This window comes from Gardnerella phocaeensis (genome assembly GCF_048545075.1).
GTDB lineage: Bacteria > Actinomycetota > Actinomycetes > Actinomycetales > Bifidobacteriaceae > Bifidobacterium > Bifidobacterium vaginale_J.
In genome coordinates this window covers 102606-115954 of the sequence record NZ_JBKQXS010000003.1, presented here as the reverse complement: position 1 = coordinate 115954, position 13349 = coordinate 102606, and the positions used below count along the sequence as shown (strand labels likewise).

At 39.1% G+C, this 13349-nt stretch carries 12 protein-coding genes, 1 tRNA gene and 1 riboswitch; of the genes, 9 read left to right on the top strand and 4 right to left on the bottom strand.

Features of this window, described 5'->3' with window-relative positions; all coding sequences use genetic code 11:
- Positions 1-169 precede the first annotated feature (169 nt).
- Entirely contained in the window at positions 170-1198 is a 1029-nt protein-coding gene (locus tag ACJV2T_RS04820) for a virulence RhuM family protein (protein ID WP_419399313.1), read from the bottom strand.
- Positions 1199-1650: 452 nt separating this feature from the next.
- On the opposite strand from ACJV2T_RS04820, the gene ACJV2T_RS04815 reads away from it, so the two are divergent.
- Complete coding sequence (locus ACJV2T_RS04815) at positions 1651-1875, top strand: hypothetical protein (RefSeq protein ID WP_419399312.1); 225 nt, start codon at positions 1651-1653, stop codon at positions 1873-1875.
- An 86-nt stretch (positions 1876-1961) separates the two neighbouring features.
- Here ACJV2T_RS04815 and ACJV2T_RS04810 read toward each other — a convergent pair whose 3' ends face one another.
- From ACJV2T_RS04810 to ACJV2T_RS04800, 3 genes are all read right to left on the bottom strand, one after another.
- The gene (locus tag ACJV2T_RS04810; protein WP_419399311.1) at positions 1962-2699 is read right to left on the bottom strand and encodes an ABC transporter ATP-binding protein; all 738 of its coding nucleotides are present in this window, start codon (positions 2697-2699) and stop codon (positions 1962-1964) included.
- Positions 2700-2849: 150 nt separating this feature from the next.
- Positions 2850-3848 carry an ABC transporter substrate-binding protein gene (locus tag ACJV2T_RS04805; RefSeq protein WP_419399310.1) on the bottom strand — a complete coding sequence of 333 codons (999 nt, stop codon included), beginning with the start codon at positions 3846-3848 and terminating at the stop codon, positions 2850-2852.
- A 155-nt stretch (positions 3849-4003) separates the two neighbouring features.
- On the bottom strand, positions 4004-4819 hold the full coding sequence (locus tag ACJV2T_RS04800; RefSeq protein ID WP_419399309.1) for an ABC transporter permease: 816 nt from the start codon (positions 4817-4819) through the stop codon (positions 4004-4006).
- A riboswitch (TPP riboswitch) is annotated at positions 4809-4933 on the bottom strand. It overlaps the preceding gene by 11 nt.
- A gap of 210 nt (positions 4934-5143) precedes the next feature.
- Between ACJV2T_RS04800 and eno the strand changes: the two genes are divergently transcribed.
- The 8 genes from eno (at position 5144) to ACJV2T_RS04760 (ending at position 13348) form a co-directional block, all read left to right on the top strand.
- Complete coding sequence (gene eno, locus ACJV2T_RS04795; RefSeq protein ID WP_004111411.1) at positions 5144-6439, top strand: phosphopyruvate hydratase; 1296 nt, start codon at positions 5144-5146, stop codon at positions 6437-6439.
- Positions 6440-6636: 197 nt separating this feature from the next.
- Positions 6637-7551, top strand: a complete 915-nt coding sequence (locus tag ACJV2T_RS04790; protein WP_415686905.1) for an L-lactate dehydrogenase — start codon at positions 6637-6639, stop codon at positions 7549-7551.
- A 256-nt stretch (positions 7552-7807) separates the two neighbouring features.
- Complete coding sequence (gene folK / locus ACJV2T_RS04785; protein ID WP_004119382.1) at positions 7808-8308, top strand: 2-amino-4-hydroxy-6-hydroxymethyldihydropteridine diphosphokinase; 501 nt, start codon at positions 7808-7810, stop codon at positions 8306-8308.
- Between the two features lie 53 nt (positions 8309-8361).
- Positions 8362-9501: a dihydropteroate synthase gene (folP, locus tag ACJV2T_RS04780; RefSeq protein WP_419399308.1), complete on the top strand. Its 1140-nt coding sequence runs from the start codon at positions 8362-8364 to the stop codon at positions 9499-9501.
- Positions 9502-9693: 192 nt separating this feature from the next.
- Positions 9694-10167 (top strand): FtsB family cell division protein, encoded by a 474-nt coding sequence (locus ACJV2T_RS04775; protein ID WP_116431745.1) that lies wholly within the window; start codon positions 9694-9696, stop codon positions 10165-10167.
- A 111-nt stretch (positions 10168-10278) separates the two neighbouring features.
- Complete coding sequence (locus ACJV2T_RS04770; RefSeq protein ID WP_419399321.1) at positions 10279-11955, top strand: DUF501 domain-containing protein; 1677 nt, start codon at positions 10279-10281, stop codon at positions 11953-11955.
- A 41-nt stretch (positions 11956-11996) separates the two neighbouring features.
- Positions 11997-12080 (top strand) — tRNA-Leu (locus ACJV2T_RS04765).
- A 236-nt stretch (positions 12081-12316) separates the two neighbouring features.
- Positions 12317-13348 carry a cation diffusion facilitator family transporter gene (locus ACJV2T_RS04760; RefSeq protein WP_419399307.1) on the top strand — a complete coding sequence of 344 codons (1032 nt, stop codon included), beginning with the start codon at positions 12317-12319 and terminating at the stop codon, positions 13346-13348.
- Position 13349: the final 1 nt, after the last annotated feature.

Genomic DNA, 13349 nt, shown 5'->3' with positions numbered 1-13349 from the left:
TCAAATTGTTCAGGCTGCGTTGTTTTAAGAAAGCGGAAAAGTCGCGTTTCATCAATGGCGTATTCCTTGTTGTAATCAGCGTTGGTGCCTTCTTCATAACCATTATGTTCAACAAGTCAATTGACAATGAGTGTTTCTAGGCCGTTTTCTTTTGTGTTGGTAAAAGTTATCATTGTTCTTCCCCAGATTTTTTCTTTGCTGTTTTCTCAAGGCTTTTTATTGTGTCAAGGTAAGATTTTTCAACGGGAGAAAGATTATCGACAATAAAACGCTGATATTCTTTATCGGCTTTTTCGATCGCTTGCTTATGGCTGACTTTGCCTGCACCATTTAAAAGCTTTTCTCCGGTAGCAGAAAGAATATGATCTAAGTGTTCCACATAATCACTCATATGCATAGGATTGTGACGCATAGCTTGCACTTCAGCAAAATCGAAATATCCTGAAACAATACTATTCAATATCTTCAGCTCATCTTCTGATAAATAATTTTTAGCAATATGCGTGTCTTTTGCTGTTGGAAAATCGCCGGAAAAAGTAGTAAGGCCCATAAAAGGTTTATTCGCATCTGCTCGTTCATAAATAACTTCAGCAGCTGTGTGACCGTGAGCAGCATAATGTAGCTTGTTTTGTACCAGCTTGAAGAACGCAAGTGATTCTCTGCTTTTTGGGTTATAGTCCACGCTTGTGGCATATAAATCCAACACTTGACGATGCATGACTTTTTCTGAAGAACGAATATCGCGAATACGATCTAAGAGTTCATGCCAATAATTGCCACCTCCGAGCTGTTTTAAGCGTTCGTCGTCCATGGTAAAACCCTTGATCATGTACTCTTTCAGACGTTCACTTGCCCAACGGCGAAAATTCGTCGCGATTTTGGATTTAATACGGTATCCAAGGGAGATAATCATGTCGAGATTGTAGTAGGTAGTGAGATATTTTTTCCCGTCTGAGGCAGTTGTTCGGAATTTCCGAACAACTGAATTTTCCTCAAGTTCTTCCTCTTCAAAAATATGTTTAATGTGCTCACTGATGTTGGATTTACTTGTTTGATAAAGATCGCATAGTTGTTGTTGCGTCAGCCAAACAGTCTCATCCACGAAACGCACATCAATTTTTGTTTCACCATCATCGCTTTGATAAATAACAAGATTGCCTTGATTATCGGCACTAGATATTTTTTTGTCTTCAGGCATAATTACACCTCCTCTAGTATTTCATCTTCGCTATGTAACGTGTCATTGTCGTCCGCTTCATAGAGCGATTCTGCAACTTGTTCATAGTCTGGTATCTCAACATCTCGTACATCAATTTGTCCTGTAACCACGTCGGCAATAAGGCTTGATATCGTAGCAGGAGTAGGTGGCATCTTTAATTTTGTCTGCAACAGGAATAAAGATTAGGTCTCTGCTAAAGTCAATCAAAATCATATTTTAGATAATTTAATTAACGAAACGGAGAGCCACCTTCGTGCATAAAGCGTGTCTTTATTTTACATGAATTGCTCTTAAAAGAGAATCTTTCGTTTCGTAAAAAGATGAAATAGAAAGCTAGGTGATGAAAATGTATAAGAACAGTAAGCAGACCTCATTCAACAATTAGGAAGCGTGTATGTGAGATTTAAACGCTGTTCATTAAAGGTGTAAATATGCTTGTTAAAGATAAACAAGAAATCATCGCAACGCATAAAGAGATGGTAAAAACTGTTTTTGATACTTCAAGTCTTGAAAATGAACAACTGAAACTTGAAGAAGAACTCAACATCGTAGCTGACAAGGTTAACAACTGCATCAATGAAAATGCACGGAAATTGCAGGACCAGGATGAGTATGAGAAAAAATATACGAGTTTACTTTCCTTGATGGGAGTGTAATGAAAATAGACGAGTAAGTAACGGATATACAATATATAAAGGCTAGTCAATATTGCAGTGCCTTTATCAATTATTTTTTCGCGTTCTTACTGTAACGCTTCTCTAAGCTCATCTTCTATTTCAACGTGATTATTTGGACGCTTTTGTGCATCAAGTTGGCTTCGATCAATATTCCAGTTTTTCTCAATGATTCCGTCTTTAATCATAAGAATTCTGTCAGAAAGTCTTACTGCTTCAGAAATATCATGCGTGACCATTATCGTGGTCCAGCCATGTTTCTGTCTTAGATTATCAAGCAAATCTTGCATGTCTAAACGAGTTAAAGCGTCTAATGCTCCGAAAGGCTCGTCTAAAAGTAGTAATTCAGGATTATGAACTAAAGCTCTAGCTAATGAGACTCGTTGTGCTTGACCACCTGAAAGTTCTGATGGCCATTTCGAACCGCAATTATTAAGTTGCATATCATTAAGAGCTTTTTCTGCAATAGATTTTAGTTCTGATTTGTTTCCTTGTATGCCGAAAACTACGTTCTTACTTACTGTTAGCCATGGTATTAATCTTGCATCTTGGAAACCTATTGCTTGATGTTGTGTGACGTTTATTGTTCCAGAATCAGGTTTGATTAATCCTGAAATAACTTTAAGAAGAGTAGTTTTTCCGCATCCTGAGCGTCCTATTAAAGATACGAATTCGCCTTTTTTAATATTTAGATTTATATCTCGCAATATTTTAGCGTTATTTTTAAAAGTCACGCCAATATGTTCTAGAGTAACGCAGTAAGAGTTATCTTTAGTCTCATAGTTTTCTTCTATTTGAGTGTCCATATTTACTCCTACTGCGTTGCTCTAAATCATGTTTATATAATCTTGTTATATAACTTTGTTTTAATTTTGATTAATTAGTTATATATTATTTTATTTTGATATTTAATTTTTGTTTTTATGAATATGTGTTTTATAGATATATGGATTAATTTACTTCGTGCAATCCATTACAGAATCTTTCAAATTCTTTGGAGCTTGCTTAATTAAACCATATTTCACGTATTCTTTAGCTTGAGTTTCCATCATTTTCAAACCTTTTTCATCGATTGGACGAATAGTTGGATTGTCAAACTTTTCAATTTGCTTAATAATAGTTTCGCTTGCTCCGAGCTGCTTGTAAGCGTTTCCAATAACATTGTTTTCTTTATGAGACTTTTTTGCTTCGCGAACAAGAGCCTTGTACATCTTCTTAACAAGATCTGGATGCTTTTTGGCAAAGCTCTTAGAAACAATGTGAATAGTAACGTTCATATTGCCGTACTTTTTAGCATTTACAAGCAATTTTGCGCCTGGAGTTGTCATTGCTGCAGCAAGATTCTGATCGAATGAGGAAATTGCGTCAATCTGTCCAGAAGTAAATGCTGCCTGGAAGTTCTTAGGACTCATCTCAACTTTGTTAACTTTAGAAACGTCTAAACCGCTTTTATCAAATGCGCGGTGAAGCATGTAATCGCCAGTGTCACCGTTGTGAATAATAGCAACTTTCTTACCATATAAGTCTTTTAGCGTTTTTACGCCGCTTTTTGCGGATGCAACGATTCCTTGAGAATCACCATTGTAATATTCGAGCGCAAAAGCTACCCATGGTTGTCCTTCAGCAATCAAATCAATGAAGCGTCCAGTTCCAGTAGTTGTAGCATCTGCATTTCCGCTCATAACAGCAGTAAGACCATCAACTGGAGTGTAAGGACCAGTGTAAACTACCTTAGATTTGCCAAATTCGTCTTGAAGGAATTTCTCATTTTTCAAAGTAGTTAAATAATTTGCTGTAGAAAGATAAGCAACTCTCATAGTTCCAGCATCTTCTTTTGAAGAAGCGGTTGATGATTTTTGTGAGCTTGAGCAAGCTGCAAGAGATACAGTTGCACAAGCAGCGCAGATTAATGCAATAATGCTCTTTTTAGAAAATCGCATTTTTAAATTAGCCATGATATATAGTTCCTTTTGTTTGTTGTTTTATTTATCTGTTGTTTGTTTGGTTGTTATTATTTGGTTGTTGATTCTAAATATTGACTAATTCTTAAAAAGCAATTTAATGCATTTTAAAAAGTAGTTAACTTTAGAAAAATGTTGATATTACTAGATTATTGGCGTGATTTTCTATCTAATCTGCGTTCAGGTATAAGAAGATATTCTAATATGTTTGCAGTAAGCTCAGATCCAAGACCTGCAATTGCGTACATAATAACGCATGCCATCATTTGATCAGGCCTAAAGAATTCTTGCGCTCTTGAAAGAATGTATCCAATTCCAATAGAAGAATTGACTGTTTCGCAAGTCACTAATGCAACCCATGCTACAGATATTGCAAATCGCAAACCTGTCATAAAACTTGGAAGTGTACCGCGAAGCAAAATAGATATAAAAATAGTAGATTTTTTAACGTGATAAACCTGCGCTAATTCAAGAAGTTTTGGATCAATATTACGCACTCCGTCGCGAATATTAACGTACATAGGTCCAAAAACGCCAACAGCTATAAGCGCTATTTTCATCGTTTCATCTATTCCGAGGAAAATTATTAATATTGGAGCTAAAGCCGGGAATGGAATTGATCTCAACATGTGGCTTGGTTTATCAACTACAATATTGCCAAGCTTACTGCCTCCTGCAAGTATGCCTGCAGGAACAGCAAAAATAATTCCTAACAAAAGCCCTAAAAGAACTCGTAAAATACTTATTCCTAAGGATTTTAATAATATGCCTTCGCTGTTTAAATCAATAAAAGCTTGTATTACTTCATATGGGGATGGCAAAGAACGGTCTTCGACTGGAGAAAGAGTTGTGAAAAACCACAAAACCAAAATGAGTATAGTTGAAATCCACACTTTACACGAAGATACCGCTTTAAACGCAATCTTCAATATGTTCTTCGCTTTATTAGGCGAACTGTAAGCCATGTGACAATCCCTTCGATAGTTTTAGCTATATCAGGTTCAACGAGTGTATTCTCAGCGCAACACTGTATGTATTGTTGTTTGGCACGATGTAGTTGCGCACCCCGTGTCTGAGGTCATTATCACTTAAGGGTATGGACAACTGTATTTTAAATCGATATTTATAAACGATATTGCTTAAAAATATACAATTGTCTCATATGACTCGAGTTAAATCAAAATATTGTGAACGTTCACGGCATAAATACGCTGATACTCAATATAACGTCCATAAAACGCACTAGTCTTGGAAGAGTCATCACAACCCATAGGTATAAAGGAGTAGTTGTGGCAGCTATTGAAAGCGTATATGCACGCGAAATTTTGGATTCTCGTGGAAATCCTACTGTTCAGGTTTATTTGGAGACCGAAGATGGCGCTCAGGGTATTGGTTTAGTGCCTTCTGGTGCTTCTACTGGTGAAGCTGAAGCTTGGGAACGTCGCGATGGCGACAAATCCCGTTATCAGGGCAAGGGCACGTTGGAAGCTGTTAAGGCTGTCAACGAGGTAATCGCACCTAAGGTTATTGGCATGGATGCCACCGATCAGCGCGCTCTTGATGAGACGATGATTGAGCTTGATGGCACGCCAAACAAGGGCAAGCTTGGTGCTAACGCAATTCTCGGCGTTTCCCTCGCTGCTCTCTACGCTGCTGCCGAGTCTGCTCAGCTTCCGTTGTACCGCTACATTGGCGGCACCAATGGTCACATTCTTCCAGTTCCAAACATGAACATCATGAACGGTGGCGCTCACGCTGATTTCGCAACCGATATTCAGGAGTACATGATTTCTCCTTACGGTTTCGCAACCTACAGCGATGCTTTGCGCGCTGGTGTTGAGGTTTATCACACCTTGAAGAATGTTTTGAAGAAGGAAGGCTTGGCTACTGGTCTTGGTGACGAAGGTGGCTTCGCTCCAAAGATGAAGTCCAATGAGGATTCCTTGAAGTACATCATGGATGCAATCGCAGCCGCTGGCTACGAGCCAGGCAAGCAGATTGGTATTTCTCTTGACGTTGCTTCTTCTGAGTTCTACAACAAGGAAACTGGTAAGTATCGTTTCGATGGAGAAGAGCGCGAATCTGCTTACATGCTCGATTACTACGAGAAGCTCATCAACGAGTATCCAATCGTTTCCATCGAAGATCCATTCCAGGAAGAAGGCTGGGATGATTGGGCAGAAATCACCAAGCGTCTTGGTGATCGCTTGCAGTTCGTTGGCGATGACTTGCTCGTCACCAATCCAAAGCGTTTGGCTAAGGGTATTGAGCTTGGTGCAGCTAACTCCTTGCTCGTGAAGTTGAACCAGATTGGTTCCGTTACCGAAACCCTCGACGCTATTGAGCTTGCAACTAAGAACGGCTTCACTTCTATGGTTTCCCATCGTTCTGGTGAAACCCCAGATACCACCATTTCTGATCTTGCTGTTGCTAAGAACACCGGCCAAATCAAGACTGGTGCTCCTGCTCGTGGCGAGCGTATTGCTAAGTACAACCGCTTGCTTGAGATTGAGGAAGAGCTTGGTTCTACCGCTCAGTATGCTGGTTACAGCGCATTCAAGGCTTGCAAGAAGTATATGAAGTAACTTTTAGTTTTAAAGTAACTTATTGACTTCTTAAGTCTTTGAGTTTTAACGGTCAGTCGTGTTTACGGCTGACCGTTTTTTATTAAATATTTTTGAAAAAATCAAAACGCGCAAAAAATTTTCTTAAATTTACTTTCATTCTCATCATAATAGTGATATTTTTGTGAGAAAATCGAAACAGAAGGAGATGTTTCATTATGCGAAAAGTAGCAGTTATCGGTATGGGAAATGTTGGCGCAGCTGTTGCTCACCAGCTTGTTGTTGGTGGTTACGCCGACGAGTTATACCTGTATGACAAGAATGAAGCTAAGGTTAAGGCTGATGCATTGGATTTTGAGGATTCAATGGATAATTTGCCTTTTAATGTAAACATTACTGTCAATGATTACGATGCTTTGAAAGATGTTGAAGTTATCGTAAGCGCTATGGGCAATATTAAGCTTTTAGACGTCCCAAATCCTGATCGTTTCGCAGAACTTAAACATAATCGTGTTCAAGTTGAAGAAGTTGGTGCAAAGATTAAAGCTTCTGGCTTCCATGGTGTTTTAGTTGATATTACTAATCCTTGCGACGCTATTTGCCAGCTTTATAAAGAAACAACTGGTCTTCCTTATGAAAAAGTTATTGGCACTGGAACTTTGCTTGATTCTGCACGTCTTCATCGCGCTGTTGGCAAATTCTTCGGAGTTCATCCAAAAGCTGTGAAGGGCTATAGCTTGGGTGAACATGGCGATTCACAGTTCGTTGCATGGTCCACAGTTAAGGTTCTTGAACAGCCGATTGTTGATCTTGCAAAAGAAAAGAACATTGATTTAGATGCTGTTGATGAAGAAACTCGTCAAGGCGGCTTCACTGTGTTCTACGGAAAGAAGTATACAAATTATGGTATTGCTGCTGCTGCAGTTCGCCTGGTTCATGCTGTTCTTTCGGATTCAAAGGAGCAAATGCCTGTTTCGAACTATCGCGAGGAATATCATTCTTATCTTTCTTACCCAGCAATCGTTGGTCGCGAAGGTATTGTGAAGCAGTGCCAACTTGACTTGACTGAAGAAGAGTTGCAAAAGTTGCAGCATTCTGCAGATACAATTTTGAGCAAGGCTCAAGCAAAATAGATAAGTCAAAAATAAAATAACTAAAAATAGTACTTTTGAATCTAAAATATTTTTTACAGATTTTAGATAAAAGCGTATTGAAAAATGTCGTTGTAGGTTTAATTGCTCTTCAAGAGTGTTGAATTTACAGCGACATTTTTGTTATAAAAATTTTTGATATTAGATTATTTATTAATTGAATTCATAAAGCTGGTTAGTCCTAATTGTTTATGATATATACTTTTAACTATAAATGACATTATTTTTTGGGGGAAATATGATTTCTAGTGCATACATAAGTGTTGGAAGCAATATAGGTGATAGATTACTTAATTTGCGTCAAGCTGTTTCGCTATTGAAGCAAAATTCACATATAAGCAATATTATCGTTTCTTCAGTGTATGAAACCGAACCAGTTGGTGACGTAGTGCAAGACAGTTTTTATAACATTGCTTTACGCTTGGACACTGATTTAACAGCTTTTGAATTGCTTGATTTTATTCATGATATTGAACAGCGTCTTCACAGAAAGCGCATAGTTCGTTGGGGCCCTCGAACAATCGATTTAGATATTATTGATTTTGGTGGTCAAACTATAAAAAGTGAAAATCTTACGATTCCGCACAAAGAAAGAGATAATCGCAGATTCGTATTAGTTCCTTTGCTTGAAATAAGCGCAGACGATGCTAATTATCATGAGCTCATCCAAGATAAGCTTAATAAAACTAGCGACACTAATTGGATTAATATTATTGAAAGTAGCGAAGTTTTTAATTAGTTTGGAATATAAATTTAGTTTTAAATATGAGGCTTTAGAAAGAAAGAATACAAATGCGAATTATTGAAAGCAATTTGGAGAATGTATCTTCTAAAAATATTGCAGATATAGCGTTACTGCAGGATCTTTGCGTAAATCAAAAAATTTTATGCACGTGGGAAAATATTAGCGAAAACGATTTAAACAAAGTAGCTGATTTTCTCGATCATTTTGATACAGCTATCAAAGTATCCGAGTCTTCTATTGACTTCATTTTGCCGCTTATTGCTCTTAAACCTTTTATGCAAGAGTGCGAAAAAGCATGGTACGAAGATCAAGAATTACTTGCAAGTTTGCGCTCGCTATTAAAGCAAAAAGCAATTGTGTGGAATGCAGGGCGATTCTGCTTTGATACACTTGACAAGCCTATAGTTTACGCGATTTTGAATATTACTCCTGACTCATTCTATGATGGTGGCAAGTACCAAAGTGAAGACGAGGTAAATAGCCATATTAAAGAAATAGTTGAAGCTGGTGCTGATGTTATAGAAGTAGGCGGTCAAACTACAAAACCTGGCGGTTATTTAGAAATTACTCCAGAAGAGGAAATAAGGCGCGTTATACCTGCTATTAAGTATATTCACAAAAATTATCCTCAAATTGCTGTAGCAGTAGATACTTACAAGTTACCTGTAATGGAAGCTGCAATTGAAGCTGGCGTAGATATTATAAATGATGTTCGCGCGTTTGATTCTCCAGAAAAAGTAAAGCTTATGGCAGATTCTAACGTTGGATTAGTGACAATGCATAGCAATAGAGATACAGAATATGACAATTTAACAAAGGTTATGTGTCAATTCTTTAGCGATAATTTAAAAATGCTTGTTGATGGAGGAGTTGACTTAAATAGGATTATTCTTGATCAAGGAATTGGCTATGCAAAGGTTGCTGATGGTGAACAAGATTATGCAATGATGCGAAATATTAATCAATTGCATCGTTTTGGTCGACCAATATTGGTTGCGATTTCTAGAAAAGGCTTTGGTAAGAAGCTTTTTAATTTAGATAAAGAAGATCGTTTGCCTGTCACTTTAGTTGCAGAAACAGCGATGTTTATGGCTGGTGGGCGTGTAATACGTGCTCATGATATTGCAGAAACAAAGCAATTAGTCGAAATGATTGATGTTATTAATAGAAATTACTGGTTTAAGTAGAAAAATTTAAATAATTTTTTTGCAGTTTTGTTCGTCAGTTTTTTTAATTTTAATAACGAATAAATGTAGTGTGACTGTAAATGCAGTGTTACTGTAAATGTGACACAACAGCATTTTGCATCTAAAAGCGCGTAAGATACTAGCGGAATGCATGATGTTTTCACGTCGAATACATCAAGTAATTTAGAAAGTATGGTTATGAAAAAGCGTCGTAAAACAGCATTAGGTGAAGATGTAGCACCATTGCAACAGCGTCGACTACTTTCAGGACCACTTGTGTTTTTATTTATGGTTTTTGTAGTTACTGTTGGTTCAATTGAGTGCATTTCAACAGTTAGAAATTATGCGTTAAGCTTATCTGAGCTTCATGCACTTCAGCGTGAAGAAAGTGATTTACGTGAACAAAAGCGTACGTTGAATAATAATATTGACCGATGGAAAGACAAAGCATACGTTACTGCTCAAGCTAGAGATCGTCTCGGCTTTATTTTTCCCGGTGAACAGGCTGTTCGCGTAGAGCATCCTGAAGCAGTAACTGGAAAAGTTCCGAATGAATTTGCTCAAGAAAATAGCGAAACTAAGACTCATTCAGTCTTGCCTTGGTATAGTGACTTAATGTATGCAATACATAAAGCAGACAAACCAGATACTGTGCCATCCTTATAACATATAAACTGATAAAATATATAAACTGATAAAGTAAAAAATTATTTATTTGTAAAACAGCTTTAACAGGAGTAGAAACGCATGGCTAACAGCCAAGAAAGTTCAGATAAAATGCAGAACAGTAATAAGAATTATATTCCAAAAGAAGCTGTAAAACGTTTATTTACTACACCTGCGAGTGATGCCGAGCGTGCAATTGTTGAAAAGCAACTTGGAAGATTCCCTAGAGGAATGGTAGCTGTTGGTGCTCGTTGCGTTTGTGGTAGACCTCTTGCTGTTATTACTAGACCGTGCTTAGAAGATGGCACTCCATTCCCAACTACATGCTACCTTACCAGTCCTGAAGCTGTAAAAGCGGTGTCTCGCGTCGAAGCAGACGGTATTATGCGAGAATATAACGAGCTATTGCAATCGGACGAAGATCTGAAAAAACAATATGAGCGTGCGCATAAGTATTATTTGGAATTCCGTCATGAATTAGCTGTGTCTTTGGGAGATAGTGAAGAGCATATTAGTCAGATGAGCGCTGGTGGAATGCCAGTTCGTGTCAAATGCTTGCATGCTTTGCTTGCGCAAACATTGGTAATGGGCAAAGGTGTAAATCCGATTGGTGATATGGTGTTAGAGCGCATTAAAGATGAGTTTGATCCTAGCGTGTGCCGCTGTACTACTCCGTGGAGCGATGATGCATATGCTGCTGAAACGGAAGTTGTTGTGGAAGACGAAACGGATGCAAAAGATAAAAATGCAAAGTGTGAAGCTGTGAAAAGTGACACGACTACTTGTGCAGAAAAAACAGTACAGGTTGCCGCAATTGACTGCGGTACGAATTCTATTCGACTAAAAATTGCGCAAGTTTCTGAGCATGGAATGAAAGATATTGTGCCTCGTATGCTTCGCGTCGTTAGACTAGGTCAGGGAATTGACGAAACTCATCGTTTCGCAGATGACGCTTTGGAGCGAGTGAGGGATGCTGCGCACGAATTTGCGCAAGTTTTGAAAGAACATCCAGTTGATGCGATTCGTTTTGTTGCAACTTCAGCTACACGAGATGCTGAAAATCGTGAGATTTTTGAACAAATGATGATTGATGAGCTTGGTGTTCGTCCTGAAGTTATTAGTGGTACTGAAGAGGCAGCTCTTAGCTTCCTTGGGGCAACAAGCGTTGTGTCTCGCGATGAGTTGCAGCCACCGTATCTCGTAGTTGATTTAGGTGGAGGCTCTACTGAGTTAGTGCTTGGAGGGGATGGTGACTGCTTGCCAGCGCACAAGGTTTCTGCAGCATACTCCATGAATGTTGGTTCCGTTAGAATGACTGAAAGGCATTTGCATACTGATCCTCCTACGGAAGAGGAAATTCAAGCTGCTATTGAAGATATTGACAAGCATATTGATGATGCTTTCAAAGTTGTCCCTGCAGGGCGAGCTCGTACTATTATTGGCGTTTCTGGAACTGTGACAACTATGGCTGCTTTGACCATGGGATTGCAGCATTATGATCATACTGCTGTCGATGGTGTGCGTATTGGATTAGAGCAGGCTTATGCTGTTAATAATCGATTTTTGCGTATGCCTAGGGACTGCAGGCGCACGTATGCGACGATTCACCCAGGGCGTGTGGATGTTGTTGGCGGTGGAGCAGTGATTTGGAGCCGCGTGTTGGAGAGATTAGCAAAAGCTGCGTATGAGGATCACGGAGGTGTTTTGGATACCTTTGTCGCAAGTGAGCATGGTTTGCTTGACGGAATTACGCTTGATTTGGGAAGAAAGTTACTCGCCACACGCTGAGCTTGTTCTTTGCTTAGATGTATGGCATAATAAGTGATTGCGCCTCTGTGGCGGAATTGGCATACGCATCAGACTTAAAATCTGACGCCCTTACGGGCTTGTGGGTCCGAGTCCCACCGGAGGCACAAACAAAGCGCTGCACAGTTTTTAGCTGTGTGGCGCTTTTTGCTTTTCTGTTGGTTTTTGATCTATAACCCATAATGCATGCATGTTGACGGCGTGTGATTACATAGTAATAGACAAAGTAATTGATAATAGTGAACACCGGCTTAGGCTGGGGTTCATTGCGTATAAGGCAAAATGCGAATGATATTGAGAAACGATATCGTCCAAATATTTTAATATTTTAGGAGGCTGGAAAGTGCATAATCATAACGATGTAATTCGAACTAACAGCACTGATTCACGCTCAAGCAGTGCGAACGAAAATGCCAACTCTTTCGATACTGATTACAATAACGCCAACGCAGCTTCCCAAGCAGCCGCAATTCACGCAAGTCACGCACATCAGCATCGTTTGCTTCTTACGCTTTCTCTTACCGCAACTGTATTTTTTGCTGAGGTGATTGGTTCTTTTATAACTAATTCTTTGTCGCTGCTTATAGACGCAGGTCATATGCTTACAGACATTTCAGTTCTTGCAGCTTCAACAGTTACTGCAATTCTTATGCGTCGTCGTCCGAATAGTAAGCGTACGTGGGGCTGGGCGCGTCTTGAGGTTATCACAGCTGCTGCGGGAGCTCTTATTTTACTGCTTGTAGGAGTGTATGCTCTTGTTGAAGCTGGAATGCGTCTTTTTGGTAGTGGTCATCAAGGCATTCACGATGTAAATCAGCTGCTATTCTTTGGTATTCTTGGCTTAGCTGCGAATTTAGGCTCTCTTGTAATTCTTATGTCTCAATCTCAAGACAACATGAATATGCGTGCTGCTTTTCTTGAGGTTATGAACGATGCTCTTGGATCTGTTGCAGTCGTAGTTTCAGCTATTGTAATGATGAGTACAGGCTGGGCAGGTTTTGATGCTGTAGCTGGTGGTGTTATTGCGCTTCTTATGATTCCACGTGCGCTAAAGCTTCTTAAGAATGCTGTTAAGGTTCTTCTTGAGCAGACTCCTGAAGGTCTTGATTTAAATAAAGTTCGAGAACATCTAGAGCATGTTCCTCATGTACTTGCAGTTCACGATTTGCACGCTAGTACTGTCTCTACTGGTATGCCGATTTTTATGGCACATGTCGTTGTGGATCCTAATATGACAATGTCTCAATGCTCTCAGGTGCTTTCTCAGCTTCAGGACTGCTTACGCGAGCATTTTCCTGTTTCTGTGTCCCACACTACTTTCCAACTTGAGCCTAAAGGCTATACAACTTCCAGCGCTTCAGAGCATCATGAATAGA

Bases quoted from the DNA above. Each gene is read 5' to 3' on its own strand.
- ACJV2T_RS04815 (WP_419399312.1), top strand. From the start codon at position 1,651: ATGCTTGTTAAAGATAAACAAGAAATCATCGCAACGCATAAAGAGATG.
- ACJV2T_RS04800 (WP_419399309.1), bottom strand. From the start codon at position 4,819: ATGGCTTACAGTTCGCCTAATAAAGCGAAGAACATATTGAAGATTGCG.
- ACJV2T_RS04810 (WP_419399311.1), bottom strand. From the start codon at position 2,699: ATGGACACTCAAATAGAAGAAAACTATGAGACTAAAGATAACTCTTAC.
- folP (WP_419399308.1), top strand. From the start codon at position 8,362: ATGCGAATTATTGAAAGCAATTTGGAGAATGTATCTTCTAAAAATATT.
- ACJV2T_RS04770 (WP_419399321.1), top strand. From the start codon at position 10,279: ATGCAGAACAGTAATAAGAATTATATTCCAAAAGAAGCTGTAAAACGT.
- ACJV2T_RS04820 (WP_419399313.1), bottom strand. From the start codon at position 1,198: ATGCCTGAAGACAAAAAAATATCTAGTGCCGATAATCAAGGCAATCTT.
- folK (WP_004119382.1), top strand. From the start codon at position 7,808: ATGATTTCTAGTGCATACATAAGTGTTGGAAGCAATATAGGTGATAGA.
- ACJV2T_RS04775 (WP_116431745.1), top strand. From the start codon at position 9,694: ATGGTTATGAAAAAGCGTCGTAAAACAGCATTAGGTGAAGATGTAGCA.
- ACJV2T_RS04805 (WP_419399310.1), bottom strand. From the start codon at position 3,848: ATGGCTAATTTAAAAATGCGATTTTCTAAAAAGAGCATTATTGCATTA.
- ACJV2T_RS04790 (WP_415686905.1), top strand. From the start codon at position 6,637: ATGCGAAAAGTAGCAGTTATCGGTATGGGAAATGTTGGCGCAGCTGTT.